This window comes from Candidatus Zixiibacteriota bacterium (genome assembly GCA_020853795.1).
Classification (GTDB): Bacteria; Zixibacteria; MSB-5A5; order CAIYYT01; family CAIYYT01; genus JADJGC01.
Genome location: JADYYF010000088.1, coordinates 34,955 through 48,572, shown reverse-complemented (window position 1 = coordinate 48,572; position 13,618 = coordinate 34,955). Strand labels below are relative to the sequence as shown.

Sequence of the window (13,618 nt, the reverse complement as noted above, 5' to 3'; positions counted from 1 at the left end):
ACTGTGACTGAATATCTGCTGCTGATTGTGCTCATCGTATCGACCTTCGGCTTCTCGCGTATCCGCCAGACGTTCTTTGCCGAGGTGCCCGCAACCTACAACAAATTGATGATGGGACAGCTCTTCTGGCTGGTTGCGCTGTTCATCCACGTCTGTGTACGCGCCGGCTGGGTGGCCGAAATTGCTTACCTGATCACACCAGCAGCCGTGATTACTGCGGAAGCAGTCTGTCTGGCGGCTGGCGCGATCGTCTTCGGTTCGGGACTCTATGACTGGCTGACCGCCATCGCGGATACGCGCCATTCCGCGGCTCTCGTGCAATCGCAACTGGCTCTGATGCACGAGCTGTCCGCCTCACTGCACATCTCCGTTGCGCCAGCCGAACGAGCCGCACAAATCGCCGCCACGCTTACAAAATTCCTCGACTGCCGACCGGCACTTTGGCTGAAGCTGTCACCCGGCGGCGTCGTCAACTCTCCTGCCGCTGCCGGCCTCGATACGGAACTCCTCTCGCGACGGCTCATGCCATACCGGCAACTCCTCGATTCCGCCAATTTCGTCTTCGTGTCGGACGGATTGCGTGATAACGCGTGTCCCGCCGTTGTCATGCCGACCGGTCGCGAAGGCGATGATCTCACCCTGGCGCTCCTGGAATGGGATAGCAGCGAATTTCCCGGGGACCGTCAGATGGCACTTCTGCAATCGGCGAATAGGCTGTTCGGCATGCAGCCGGCGACGGGCGCCGGCGCTCCCCATCGCACCCTCAATGCCTGCCTGGCAGAACTCCGCCGTGAACTGGGGGATGCCGAGTTGTTGGAGGACAAGCTGCTGCTCATCTACGATACCCTGCGGCGCTCTCTCTCGTTCGACCTGCTGCGTATCGCTGTCTTTGATCCGCGCGGATTCCAGGTGACGCAGTATTGCGTCGGCAAGGGCCGCAACCTGATCAGCGAACGCAACAAATCGATCGCAACTCACTCGACCCAGCTTGGCCGCGTCTTCGCCAGCCCACAACTCATCGCCGCCGACGACCTCGCCCGCAGCAATTTCGAAGATGACCGTTGGCTCAGTTCGTGCGGCGTCAACTACGCGCTCACTTTCCCGGTCTTGCACAACAATCTGGTTATTGCCGCGATCACACTCGCCTCCGAGTCCCCGACTTTGCCGTATCAGCTGGGCGAACAGATCGCGGCCGACCTGATTACCACCCTGGCGCCGGCGATCCGCGTCGACCAGCTGAACCATCAACTGGTGACACTCAATCGCCAACTGCTCGATCTGACCGGCGCGCTGCGCATCGTCGCTCAGGAGAAGACGCCTGATCGCCTCCTGGCCGAATTGATGTCGCTCCTGGTCCACAAGCTTCCCGCCACCTTCTGCCGACTCTGGCGCTACGACCATCGCGCCGATACGATCGAGCTGGTCGGCGAATCGGCCAGCCACGACGTCTCCGCGCAGGCCGCTGCGGTCACGAGCGTCCCGCTAAACACGGCGCGCTGGCATAATGCTGCCGTCCAGCACGGGCGGTTGATCGTGATCAATCAGCGCGAGGAACACATCAGCATGGATGACGGCGAAATCTCCCTGACCACGGTTGCCGGCGTGCAGTCGGCCCTGATTATTCCGATTGTCGCCAACAGCCGCGTCCTCGGGCTGCTGACGGTTTCGGAGTTGCGCTGTTGGGAGCGCAGCCACTTTTCACTCGCGGATACGCTGTTTGCGCGCGGTATGGCCGGTGTGATGGCGCATGTCCTCGAACGAATTGGCGATACCCTGCAGGTCGATGCTTTGCGTCGCCGCGTCAACCAATTGGAGCGGACGCAGACCCTCGGCGAGGTCTTCGTCGATCTTCCGGTCCGGCTGGCCACGCCGCTTACCTCGATCATGGCCCGGACCGATCATCTCATCACTACCGTTGGCGTGCGCGACGAGGATGCCTCGACCAATCTGGTCGCCATCAAGCGGCAAGCGGAAAAGATCGTCAAGGAAGTCCGCGCAATCCAGGAGGCACGGCGCGGCGATCCGGTCGGCGTGTAAGGAATGTCTTGGGCAATGCAAACGGCGAGTCGGAAGACCCGCCGTTTTTGTTTTGGGCAGATGTGGGATTAAACCGCTTGTTCGGATACGGCTCTCGGGTCTTTCCCGCGTTTCAGGACAATAATCGGCGCTTCTGTCGGGCAGCCCAGCCGGAAGGGAAACCAGTGGCCGACGCCGCTGGACGTGTACAGCTGTGAATTACCTTTCCGGTATTTGCCCCAAACATAGCGCTCACCGCCCCACTCGTTGAAAATCGGCTCTCCCATGAATCCGATCTGGCAGCCGTGAGTGTGCCCCGCCAGCGTTAAGTCCACGCCCTGCACAGCCGATTGGTCAAATCCGCTCGGCCGATGACTCATGATGATTTTGAATCCTTGGCCCGGAGCGCCGTTAAGAGTGCGCTCGACCGAAACACGCAGGAAGTCATCGACCGGCTCGCCCATCCGCCGCGGATCATCAGCCCCGCCGATATACAGGTCGGTCCGGCCGACCTTCAGCGTCACGCCGCGGTCGATCAGCATCGGCACGCTCGACCGCTCAAATTGCGCGATCACTTGCGGCGCACCCCGATAATAGTCGTGATTGCCCATCGAGGCGTAGGCGCCGTACTTCGTCTTGAACTGCTCGAACTGCCGCACACAGGTTGGTAGCATTGTCAAATCATCTGCGATATCTCCGGAAATCAGCATCAGGTGCGGCTGAAATGTCTCAGCCTTGAGCAAGAGCGCTTCCACATCGTCATTGTCGACGTACGGTCCCAAGTGGCTGTCGGAAAAGTGGAAGATCCGGAAACCGTCCAGATCCGGTGGCAGATCCTCGAAGTAGAACGGAATCTCGCGCACGTCGACGCCGGAGAACGCCTTGCTCATCCCGCCCGATCCCAACGCCACGGCACTTAAGGGGAAGAATGCCGCCGCAGTCTGTAGAACTAATCGCCGCTGCTTCGAGCCGGGTTCGTCGGAGGCGGCCGGTGCGCGCTTGGTCTGAATTCGCGCAATCCAGTATTCAATCGTGTTCAGGACTCCTGAAAATGGCAGCGATACCAACAAGGCAAAACTCAAGATCGCTGCAAGGGAAGTCGCGGTGGCGAAAATGTAGGTGAACGTCGGCGAGATCCGGAAGTACGCCACGATCGCCCAGCCCGCGGCAGCCGCCAGTGTGAAAAACAGCAAACCCAGCGACACCCGCTTGATCGGCCTCTTGCGCCACCAAATCGTATTCATCACCCGCAGCAGGATCACCTGTCCGAGGGCGAGCAATAACACGAATATTCCGGCGGCTACGGCTAACTGGAATTGCCTCATCTCACCTATGATAACCTGAAGTCATATTTGCGGTTCCCAAGGCCTCACTTTTGACGGCCCGGCGAACTTCGCTTTAACGAAGTCGTTGCTGCGGTCTTCTGTAGGCAGCTATCGGCTTGCGCTTCTCAAGAATATACGAAAATCTCTTCAGCGGGGGTTCGCTTGGCGGGGCGTTCTTCGACTAATAGTGCGCCAAATGCCCCGGAATGTATCGCTGCGGATCGGCAAAGCGCTCGCTCGCCATCACCAGCGAAGTCTCCTCGATGCGAAAACTGTTGTCCATCAACAACCGGACGATCTCGACATTCTCTCCAACCGCCTGAATCAACTGGCGAGTATGGCCGAGCACCAGACCGTAGTTCAAAGCGGAAATCAGGATCGGCTTCAGCAACTCCGGCCGTGACGCCGCGATGGGGCCGATCGAGCCGCCCTTGGTGACGACGCAGTAGCCAAGAATCCTTCGGCCCTCGAGGAACACCAGTGGATAGATCGTGTCGGTATCGCTCCACAAGAAGTGCTCCTCGGGACGGGCAATCCCGCGTACCTTGCGATCAAACGCTGTCAGTCGGCCGATCAACTTGTGGTCGATCTCGGTCACGACCCGTGCCGTACAGCCGCCCTTGATCGGCCGCGGCGGGCGCTTTTCGTCCCACTTACGCACCATCGCGATCAGCGGACTCTGTGGCGTCATGCCGTGCTTGCTGTAAATAGCGATCGCCTGCGGGTTGTAGGCAAACGTTGCCAATGCCCAGCGCTTGATCCCCCGGTTCCGTCGCCCGTAATCCAGCGCCCGTTTTAGCAGCCTGCCGCCGACGCCGGCGCTCTGAAACTCCGGCAGCACGAAGAGAAATCCCAGGTACCACTCGTTCTCACGAATCAGCGCCTGCGCATAGCCAATCAGCCGGTCCTGCTTGTCAAATGCGGCAAACGCGCCCTCCGGATCAGTCTTGATGAAGTGGGCCATCCAGGGATCAGGGCCGGTAATCTTGTACTTAATGCGCGCCATCCCCGACTTCTTGCGCAGATCGTTGAACGAAACCATGATCATTTTTTGCGCGGGAACCAGATCGCTCGCGCGGGCTGCTCGGTATGTAATCGCGGGTTTCTTCATGCTGTCAATCTCCGCGCTCCTCGCCGGGCTGTCAATCTAAAACAATCCGGCGCGCAGCCGCGAATTTCAAGGGGGAAACTCAGTTTTTAGTTTGACACTCCGGTCGCAACGGGGTAACTTAGAGGCTACTTTGGTTTATATATGCTAAGTGACCCCGTACTCGTCGTTAACCAGAACTACGAACCGTTGATTACCACCAGCGTCAAACGCGCCATTGTCATGGTATACATGGGGAAGGCTTCCATGGTGGAAGCGCGGCGCGGCCGCAAAATCCGCTCGATTTCGCGCGCCATCGACGAGCCATCGATCGTCCGCCTCGAGCTGTACGCGCGGGTCCCGTACCGACAAGTGATGCTGAATCGTAAGAACGTCATCAAGCGCGACAACGGCGTCTGCCAGTACTGCGGCACCACCGTGGGCACCATGACCGTTGATCACGTCATCCCCAAGTTGCGTGGTGGCGGCGATACCTGGGAGAATCTGGTCTGCGCCTGTGAGCGCTGCAACAACAAGAAGGGTAACCGCACCCCCGAGGAGGCCGGCTTGCCGCTGATCAACCGGCCGCGCAAACCGAGCCACCTCACCTTCATTCGCCAGCTGGTGCGCAAAGGCGATGAAGTCTGGAAGAAGTATCTCTTTGTCGGGTAATCAATCATCCATGAATCAGAAGAAAATCATTCTCTCCGGCATGCAGCCGACGGGAAAGTTGCATCTGGGCAATCTTGAAGGCGCGCTCGCCAACTGGGTGCGGCTCCAGCACGACTACCACATGTATGCCTGTATCGTCGATTGGCATGCGCTGACCGCCGATTACGACAAGACTGCCGACCTCGACGACAAGATCGTCCAGATGGCCATCGACTATCTCGCTGCCGGACTGGACCCTAAACTGTGCGCCATTTTCATCCAGTCGCAGGTCAAGGAACACGCCGAATTGCATCTGTTGTTCTCGATGATTACGCCGACCTCTTGGCTCGAACGCGTGCCGTCCTACAAAGAGAAGGCTGAGAAACTCGGGCTCGACAGCTACGGCTTCCTCGGCTACCCGCTCCTGCAGGCTGCCGACATTCTACTTTACCGCGCCGACTATGTGCCGGTCGGCAAAGATCAGTTGCCGCACATCGAATTGACGCGCGAAGTCGGTCGCCGCTTTAATTTCCTCTATGGCGACGTCTTTCCCGATCCCGACGCGCTCCTGACCAAAGTGCCGGTTGTGCCGGGAATCGACGGCCAGAAAATGAGCAAGTCCTACGGCAATGAAATCACCATCGCCGAGACACCGGAAGAAACCGCTGCCAAGATCAAGAAGATGTTTACCGATCCGCAGAAGCTGCGCAAGGGCGATCCCGGGCGCCCGGAAATCTGTCCCGTCTTCGCCTTGCATCAGCTCTATACTGCCAAAGACGACATCGACCGCATTGACCGCACCTGTCGCAGCGGCGAACTCGGCTGTGTGGCCTGCAAAAAAGAGCTTGCCGATCATGTAAATAAAGCGTTAGAACCGATCCGGGCGCGGCGGCGCGAACTCGAAGGCAATCTGTCCTTCGTCAACGATGTCCTCGCCGACGGCGCCAAACGAGCCCGGGAGCGGGCTCAGGAAACCATGGCGATTGTGCGCGGGAAGATGCATCTGCGATGACCGACGACAACCTGTATGACGATATCTCAGCGGTCGCGGAAAATGAGAGCTTCCCGATCAAGATCGAAGGCTTCGAAGGCCCGCTGGACCTCTTGCTCTACTTGATCCGCAACGAAGAGATCGACATCTACGACATACCCATCGCCCGCATCACCGGCCAGTATCTTGACTACATCAAGATGATGAAGCTGCTGAATCTCGAAGTGGCGGGTGAATATCTGCTGATGGCCGCCACGCTCATTCGGATCAAGGCGCGCCTGCTGATGCCACGCCATCCTGAACTCGAAGGTGATGATGAGGACCCGCGCGAAGAACTCATCATGGCGCTGCTCGAATACAAACGCTACAAGGAAGCCTCCGAGCAGATGGCTCTGATGGAAGTCCGCGAGCGGCAAGTGCTCAAGCGCGGTGATTTCTCCTTTCTCAGCCCGGAAGTCCGCGAGACGTTTACGATCGATGCCACGCTGTATGACCTCGTGCGCGCCTTTGCCGAGGTGATGAAATCCGCGGCCGACCAACCGACCCACGAGGTGGAGAATTTTGAGCTGTCGATCGAAGACCAGATCGAGTATATCCTCTCGGTCCTCGAACGCAAGGACGAGACCACTCTGACCGAACTGGTCGAGCGCAACCAGGCGCGGATCTACTACGTCGTGACGTTGCTGGCGCTGCTGGAACTGGTCAAACTGCAACGCATCGCCGCCCGCCAGCACCAACACTTTGGAGAAATCTATGTCGTCCGACTCTAATCCGCAGGGATATACCGAGGAAGAAATCAATCTGATCGAGGCGGTGCTGTTTTCGTCGCCGCGGCCGATGCCGACCGTCGAATTGAAGAAGCTTCTCTCCTCGCGCCACAAAGGCGGTGTCAAAGGCATCGTCGACAAGTTGAACGAGAAATACACGGCGAACAACAATACCTTCCGCATCCGTGAAATCGCCGGCGGCTTTCAATACTACCTGATTCCCGATTTTGCGGTGCAGGTTGAGAAGTACTTTTCGGTTCAGCGCGATCGCCGTCTGACCCCGGCCGGGTTGGAGACGCTCGCCATCATCGCTTACAAACAGCCGATCACCAAGGGCGAGATCGAACAAATCCGCGGTGTTGCCGCCGATGGTGTGGTTCAGACTCTGCTCGAACGGAAGTTGATCAAGATGGCCGGCAGGGCAGAGAAGGTCGGCAAGCCGCTCCTCTATGCCACGACACAGAAATTTCTGGAATACTTCGGCATTGCCGGCCTTGAGCAATTGCCGCGGCTCGCAGAGGTTGCCTCCCACAAGGTGCTGGCGCACCGCCAGCCCGAGCTTGAGCTGGGCGCCTCGACCGCAGATGCGGCGGATACTGTTACTGACTTGGCCGATGCCGCCGCCGACGCCTTGACGTCCCGCTACGATCTTGCGCCTGATGTCACCGATGAAGAAGACACCGCCGAGCTTGATCTTGATGAGCTGGACGGTGACCAGAACAACCCCAATAGCTGATCTTGCGCCTAAACCGTTACATCTCACTCTGCGGGCTCGCCTCACGTCGTGCGGCTGACTTGCTCATCGCCAGCGGCAAGGTTACAGTCAACGGGGAAACCGTCATCAAGCTCGGAACAAATATCGACGAGAACACCGATCAGATCACAGTCGACGGCAGACCGTGCGTTCGACCTTCGGAGCACGTATACTTAGCCCTATATAAACCAAAAGGTTACCTTGTTACCTTAAAGGATGACTTTGGCCGCAGGACGATCCGCTGGCTTCTGCGCGGACTCAAGCAGCGCGTCTACCCGGTCGGTCGGCTCGATCTTGATTCCGAAGGGCTGTTGCTGCTTACCGACGACGGCGAACTGGCTTTCCGCCTCGCCCACCCAAGCTACGGGGTCAAGAAGCTCTATCACGTCAGCGTGAAAGGTCGCCTCGGTCAGGAAGACCTGCGCCATTTCTTCGATGGAATCCAATTGGAGGACGGCCACATCGCAAAAGCCCGCGTGAAGATCCTTGAAAGCGAAGAAGATACGACGCTGCTGTCGATTGAATTGACCGAAGGACGAAAGCGTGAAATCCGCCGCATGTGCAAAATCATCGGGTTTCCTGTTATCGCCCTCACTCGCATCAAATACGACGAAATCCCCTTGACCGGCCTCGAGCGCGGCAAATGGCGCTTCCTGAGTCCTCACGAAGTCGACCGCCTCAAGAAAAAGGTCGGACTTCACTGAACCCGAGCGGTGACTTTTCTGTTGATTATCCGGCGATTATGTTTATTGTTATAAGGCTGTGCCTGAATTGCGCAAGGGATTGAACAAGTCACTGCAACAGCTCGTGATCGCGATCGACGGCCCGGCCGGATCGGGGAAGAGCACCACCGCCCGGGAAGTCGCCCGTCGCCTCGGATTGCTCTATCTCGATACCGGGGCCATGTATCGCGCGGTAACACTGAAGGCCCTGCGCCAGGGACTTGATCTGAACGATCAGGATCGACTTGTCGACCTGACGCGTTCGACTCGTATTGAGTTCAGAATCGTCGCGGGCAGCCAGCGGGTTCTTCTCGACGGGCAGGACGTCTCCTCCGAGATTCGCACACCGGAGGTAACCGCCGGTACGACGCCGGTCTCGCAACACCCCCAGGTGCGCGAGATTCTGGTCCGGCGGCAACAGGAAATCGGTGCCAGCGGCGGCGTGGTCGCCGAAGGTCGGGATACAACTTCAGTGGTGTTCCCGGACGCCGATCTGAAAATCTATATGCACGCGGATATTCGCGAGCGCGCCGTGCGCCGCGTCAAGGATATGAACGAGCTTGGCGTCACGACCTCGTCGCAGGAGCAAAGCGAACTGCTGGCGCGGCGTGATCACGCCGACTCGAGTCGCGCGGCTTCGCCGTTGACGCGAGTGGCCGACGCCATCGACCTCGATACGTCGCACCTGACTTTCGAACAGCAGGTGTGCAAAATCGTCGATCTGGCTCGCCAGGTCGCGGTCGATTGATTTTGGTGTACTGGCTGGTCCAGATCCTGATTCGCTGCGGAGCGCGCGGACTCCTGGGCTGGCGGGTAGTCGGACACGAACACGTCCCGCCGGGTGCGGCCGTGATTGCGTCGAATCACCTGTCCAACTTCGATCCGCCCCTGCTTGGATCGCTGTTGTCGCGCCGGTCTTACTATTTCGCGAAGATCGAGTTGTTCGAAAACCGGCTGATCGGCGCAATCCTGAAATTCTTTCATGCCTTTCCGGCACGCCGCGGGGAAGCCGATCGGACGGCTTGGAAAGTCGCTTTGAATCATCTCCGTCTGGGCGATCAGCTGCTCTTCTTTCCGGAGGGCACGCGCTCGAAGACGGGTGAGATACAACGGGCTCAACCCGGTATGGCGCGGCTGGCGCTCTCCGCCGGTGTGCCGGTAGTCCCGACGGCAATTGTCGGCTCCAACCGGCTGAAAGACGTGTTCTTTCGCCGCGCTAAACTGGGCATCGCCTTCGCCGAGCCGCTGGATGTCAGCCGCTTCACAGCCCCCGGCGGCGGCAAACCGCGATACGACGATCTGACTGAGACCGTCATGCGCGAAATTGGTCGGCTGAAGTCCGAATTGGAGAAGCTCTGAAGCGTCCCTGGGGCGCAACTCAGATAGTAAACGGTCGGGTCGAATCTCGACTACGGTCACGAGTAACTTTCACTACAGGAGGTGTCGTGCAGCCAACAAGCAAAAACAGCCCGGAAGGGTTAGCGATAGTTCGTAAGGAGGAAGACAGAAATGTCTGACGAAACCACAAAAACCACTAAGTTAACTTCAAAGACAGGAGGTGAGGCTCAGGACAAAAGGTCATCTTCGCGCGGCGCCAAAGGCGCCATCGTCAAGAAGGTCAGCAAGGCCGAGCAAAAGGGCACCTCGATGGTGACCACCTTGGCCCAGGAAGTCGGCTCCATCTCCACCGAACGCCAACGCCGCGTTTCCGAACGCGCCCAGAGTCGCTTCGACACCGGCGCCATGTTTGCCCATGTCGATGCCATCAAGCAGACCGAACTGGACGACGAGGAGTATTCGTCCAAGGAGTACGATGAACTGCTGGCGATGTACAACCACACGCTGCAGGACATCCGCGAAGGCGAGATCATCAAGGGCCGCGTCCTCGACATCACCCGCGAAGACGTGATTGTCGACGTCGGCTTCAAATCCGAAGGCATCATCCCGATCGAGGAATTCCCGGAACCGATCAACATCATGGTCGGTGACCAGATCGACGTCTACCTCGAATCGGTCGAAGATCAAAACGGCCAACTGATTTTGTCCAAGCAGAAGGCCGATTTCATGCGCGTCTGGGATCGTATCCGCGACGCCCACGACGCCGGCGAACTGGTCCAGGGCCGTCTCATGCGCCGCATCAAGGGCGGCATCGTCGTCGACCTATTTGGTGTCGACGCTTTCCTGCCCGGGTCGCAAATCGCCCTGCGCCAGGTGCCCGATTTCGACGAATTGATCGGCAAGACCCTGCCGCTCAAGATTATCAAGCTCAATAAGAGCCGCCGCAATATCGTCGTCAGCCGCCGCGTGGTCCTCGAGCACGAGCGTGAAGAAATGCGCAAGAAACTGCTCGAACACATCGAGGTTGGCCAGGTGCGTGAAGGCCAGGTCAAGAATATCACCGACTTCGGCGTCTTCATCGACCTCGGCGGACTCGACGGCCTGCTCCATATTACCGACATGTCGTGGGGCCGGATTTCCCACCCGTCGGAACTGGTGCAATTGGGCGATTCTATCAAAGTGAAGATTCTCGATTTCGATAAAGATACCGGCCGCATCTCGCTCGGTATGAAGCAACTCACGGAGTACCCGTGGGAGCGGATCGAGGAGAAGTACCCGGTCGGCAGCAAGGTGAACGGCACCGTCGTCTCCTTGACCGACTACGGCGCTTTCGTCGAGCTGGAGAAGGGCATCGAAGGCCTGATCCACATCAGCGAAATGAGCTGGACCCAGCACATCAAGCACCCTTCGAAGATCATGAACGTCGGTGATCGCCTCGATGCCGTCGTCCTGGCTGTCGACAAGGAGAATGAGAAGATCTCCCTCGGCATCAAGCAGATGGAACCTGATCCGTGGACCATCCTCGACCAGAAGTACCCGATTGGTTCGAAGGTGCGCGGCAAAGTGCGCAACTTGACGACCTTCGGCGCCTTCATCGAACTCGAAGAGGGTATCGACGGCCTGGTGCACATCTCCGATATGTCGTGGAATCGCCGCATCCAACATCCTTCGGAAGTCATGAAGAAGGGACAGGAAGTGGACGTGATCGTGCTCAAGATCGACCGCGCCAATCGCCGGATCTCGCTGGGCTACAAGCAGCTCTTTGACGACCCGTGGCCGTCGTACGCGCTGAAATACGGCATCGGTACCGAATCGGTCGGCATCATTACTCGTGTGCTTGACCGTGGCGTCATCGTCGAACTCGGCAACGAGGTCGAAGGCTTTGTGGCCACCCATCATCTGGGCGTGCCCGACCTGACCAAGCCGGGCGATGCCTTCAAGGAAGGCGACGAAATCCCGTTGAAGGTGATCGAATTCGATCAGACTCAGCGCAAGATCGTCCTTTCCGTTGACGACTACTACAAGGGCCGTGAACACGCCGAGTTGGAGGCCTTTGCCGCCAAGCACCCGACCATCACGACCTCGCAGATGGCTGCGGCGCTCGAAGATGCCGGCATGGAAAACACCGGCTCCGGCGAGGCCGCCGCGCCCGAAGCGTAGGCTGCCCCCATCGTTGTGTCCATTCCAGCGGGCGCGATCGACATCGCGCCCGCTTTCTTTTGCCCCAAAACAGCTGCCGCAATTTGTATTGGACAAGCGGCTTCGTTTCCTGTACCGTCACCCCAATGCAACGATTGCTCGCCGTACTGATCGCCGCAACTGGTCTGCTTCTCAGTGCCTGCGCCTCCGAACGTAAATCGGAAATCGCCCAGAGCGAATGGGAAAAGGTGATCGCATTGCGCGGCGAGGCTCGTGATTTCCTGCGCGAATTGCAGAAAAACGAATTCAACAGCCGCACCGGTGCCGGTCCCGACGAGCGCGCCGACATCTTCGCGCGCTATCAGAATCTCTTTTCGGAAGCCAACATCGAACTCCTGCAGCGGGTGGAGGATAGTTTCGAACCCGGACCGGACGAACGCAAGTTCCGTCGCCTCCGCCTCTTTCTGATCGAATCGCGCATTCGCGCCGCCTTGTTACCGGAGAGACAGTACTTGGAAGAAATGCTGTCCGGCTACCGCTTCAACCTCAATGATCGAACGTATTCACTCCCTCAGGCCTCGCGCGTGTTGGCGGAATCCCCCGATCGTACTTTGCGCGAGCAGCTCTACGAGAATCTTCTGCCGCTGTTGCAGCGCGAAAACGCCGTACGGCGGCGGGTGCTCGAACTCACCGATTCTGCCCTCTACCACTTCGGCTACGGCTCGATTCTGTCGTTCGTGGAAGAGAAGCTCGATGTCGACTATGCCGCTCTGGCCACCCAGGCCCAGGAATTCTTGACTGCCAGTGACTCGCTCTTTCGCGCCCTGGCCGAAGATCTAGTCCCGCAACTTGCCGGCATCAAACTCAACAATTTGCGTGGCTACGATATTGCCTACCTGATGAACGCCGATCCCCTGGGAGCGCTGTTTCACCCTGATTCGCTGCCACCGATTGTAGCTCGCACGCTCAGGGCCTGGCATCTGCCGCCGGACACCCTTATCCTCATCCAAATTGTTGTCGACAGCTCTGATTTTGGCGGTCGTTCTTCAACCTACGCAATCGCGCCGCCCAGTGACCTTCGTATCATCGTTACTTGTCCGCGCGGTTCTGCACATTTTCACGAGTACTACCACGAACTTGGCCACGCGCTCGGCTATCTCTACTCACAGGAGCGCGAGTTGGAGCTGGCGCAGCTTGGCAGCGTTGCCGTCAGCGAGGCGTCCGCCTTCGCGCTCGAAGACCTCTTGTTGGAACCGCGCTATCTCACCGAGACCTTGACCATGGCGCCTGCCGCCGCCCGCCGCTACGTCCGCTTGGCCGCATTCCAGCGCCTGCTGTTGTTGCGGCGTCTCTGCGCCGACGTGCTCTTTGAACAAGTGCTGTTTTCTGAAGCTGAGAACATCCAGGCGGAATACGAGCAATCGCATCGACAACTCTTCGGATTTGAATGGAGTGCCGTCGACCGTGAAATGTATCTACGCGGTATTGGCGAGGAAACTGCCGCCGAGTACCTGCAGGGACTCGGCTTGGCGGCCGCTCTGCAAAACTTCGCTACGGAAAATCTCGGCGACGACTACTTCCGCCAGCCTGACTACGGTAACTTGTTGAAGGAATTCTGGTCCTTCGGCCGCCGGCTCAGCGCTAGTCAACTATCCGTCCAGCTCGACTTGGGATCGCTCGACCCCAACACGACATTGAAACACCTGCGCCGACTCACTCAACCGTAGTCTGCCGCTACGAATTCGGTCGTCCACGGCGCTCGACACTTAGTTCCTTCCACCAAGAAAATCTTTCCTCGCCGTCGCCTTTCATCTCATCTCTCGCAATC

The 13,618-nt window shown here is 58.5% G+C and carries 12 protein-coding genes; 10 read left to right on the top strand and 2 right to left on the bottom strand.

Annotation, left to right across the window (positions count from 1 at the left end):
- The first annotated feature begins 3 nt into the window (after positions 1-3).
- A complete protein-coding gene (locus tag IT585_07020) occupies positions 4-2,037 on the top strand; it encodes a GAF domain-containing protein (protein ID MCC6962986.1) in 2,034 nt (677 codons plus the stop codon).
- Between the two features lie 68 nt (positions 2,038-2,105).
- Here IT585_07020 and IT585_07015 read toward each other — a convergent pair whose 3' ends face one another.
- Positions 2,106-3,302 (bottom strand): metallophosphoesterase, encoded by a 1,197-nt coding sequence (locus tag IT585_07015; protein ID MCC6962985.1) that lies wholly within the window; start codon positions 3,300-3,302, stop codon positions 2,106-2,108.
- A gap of 220 nt (positions 3,303-3,522) precedes the next feature.
- Positions 3,523-4,452, bottom strand: coding sequence for a GNAT family N-acetyltransferase (locus tag IT585_07010; GenBank protein MCC6962984.1), 930 nt, complete (start codon positions 4,450-4,452; stop codon positions 3,523-3,525).
- Between the two features lie 141 nt (positions 4,453-4,593).
- Between IT585_07010 and IT585_07005 the strand changes: the two genes are divergently transcribed.
- The 9 genes from IT585_07005 to IT585_06965 all read left to right on the top strand — a co-directional run bounded on the left by IT585_07005 (position 4,594) and on the right by IT585_06965 (position 13,517).
- Positions 4,594-5,100: an HNH endonuclease gene (locus tag IT585_07005; protein MCC6962983.1), complete on the top strand. Its 507-nt coding sequence runs from the start codon at positions 4,594-4,596 to the stop codon at positions 5,098-5,100.
- A gap of 10 nt (positions 5,101-5,110) precedes the next feature.
- Positions 5,111-6,091 carry a tryptophan--tRNA ligase gene (gene trpS / locus IT585_07000; protein ID MCC6962982.1) on the top strand — a complete coding sequence of 327 codons (981 nt, stop codon included), beginning with the start codon at positions 5,111-5,113 and terminating at the stop codon, positions 6,089-6,091.
- On the top strand, positions 6,088-6,840 hold the full coding sequence (locus IT585_06995; protein MCC6962981.1) for a segregation/condensation protein A: 753 nt from the start codon (positions 6,088-6,090) through the stop codon (positions 6,838-6,840). The genes trpS and IT585_06995 overlap by 4 nt, the downstream gene beginning before the upstream one ends.
- A complete protein-coding gene (gene scpB, locus IT585_06990; GenBank protein ID MCC6962980.1) occupies positions 6,824-7,573 on the top strand; it encodes an SMC-Scp complex subunit ScpB in 750 nt (249 codons plus the stop codon). Before IT585_06995 ends, scpB begins: the two co-directional genes overlap by 17 nt.
- The gene (locus IT585_06985; GenBank protein ID MCC6962979.1) at positions 7,570-8,295 is read left to right on the top strand and encodes an rRNA pseudouridine synthase; all 726 of its coding nucleotides are present in this window, start codon (positions 7,570-7,572) and stop codon (positions 8,293-8,295) included. The genes scpB and IT585_06985 overlap by 4 nt, the downstream gene beginning before the upstream one ends.
- A gap of 91 nt (positions 8,296-8,386) precedes the next feature.
- Positions 8,387-9,061 carry a (d)CMP kinase gene (locus IT585_06980; protein ID MCC6962978.1) on the top strand — a complete coding sequence of 225 codons (675 nt, stop codon included), beginning with the start codon at positions 8,387-8,389 and terminating at the stop codon, positions 9,059-9,061.
- A gap of 5 nt (positions 9,062-9,066) precedes the next feature.
- A complete protein-coding gene (locus tag IT585_06975; protein ID MCC6962977.1) occupies positions 9,067-9,672 on the top strand; it encodes a 1-acyl-sn-glycerol-3-phosphate acyltransferase in 606 nt (201 codons plus the stop codon).
- Positions 9,673-9,822: 150 nt separating this feature from the next.
- Entirely contained in the window at positions 9,823-11,811 is a 1,989-nt protein-coding gene (gene rpsA, locus IT585_06970; protein MCC6962976.1) for a 30S ribosomal protein S1, read from the top strand.
- A 125-nt stretch (positions 11,812-11,936) separates the two neighbouring features.
- Positions 11,937-13,517: a hypothetical protein gene (locus IT585_06965; GenBank protein ID MCC6962975.1), complete on the top strand. Its 1,581-nt coding sequence runs from the start codon at positions 11,937-11,939 to the stop codon at positions 13,515-13,517.
- The last annotated feature ends 101 nt before the right edge of the window (positions 13,518-13,618 follow it).

What these genes read in the sequence shown, in the direction of transcription:
- IT585_07010 (MCC6962984.1), bottom strand. Translation starts at nt 4,452, where the DNA reads ATGAAGAAACCCGCGATTACATACCGAGCAGCCCGCGCGAGCGATCTG.
- IT585_07005 (MCC6962983.1), top strand. Translation starts at nt 4,594, where the DNA reads ATGCTAAGTGACCCCGTACTCGTCGTTAACCAGAACTACGAACCGTTG.
- trpS (MCC6962982.1), top strand. Translation starts at nt 5,111, where the DNA reads ATGAATCAGAAGAAAATCATTCTCTCCGGCATGCAGCCGACGGGAAAG.
- IT585_06995 (MCC6962981.1), top strand. Translation starts at nt 6,088, where the DNA reads ATGACCGACGACAACCTGTATGACGATATCTCAGCGGTCGCGGAAAAT.
- scpB (MCC6962980.1), top strand. Translation starts at nt 6,824, where the DNA reads ATGTCGTCCGACTCTAATCCGCAGGGATATACCGAGGAAGAAATCAAT.
- rpsA (MCC6962976.1), top strand. Translation starts at nt 9,823, where the DNA reads ATGTCTGACGAAACCACAAAAACCACTAAGTTAACTTCAAAGACAGGA.
- IT585_06965 (MCC6962975.1), top strand. Translation starts at nt 11,937, where the DNA reads ATGCAACGATTGCTCGCCGTACTGATCGCCGCAACTGGTCTGCTTCTC.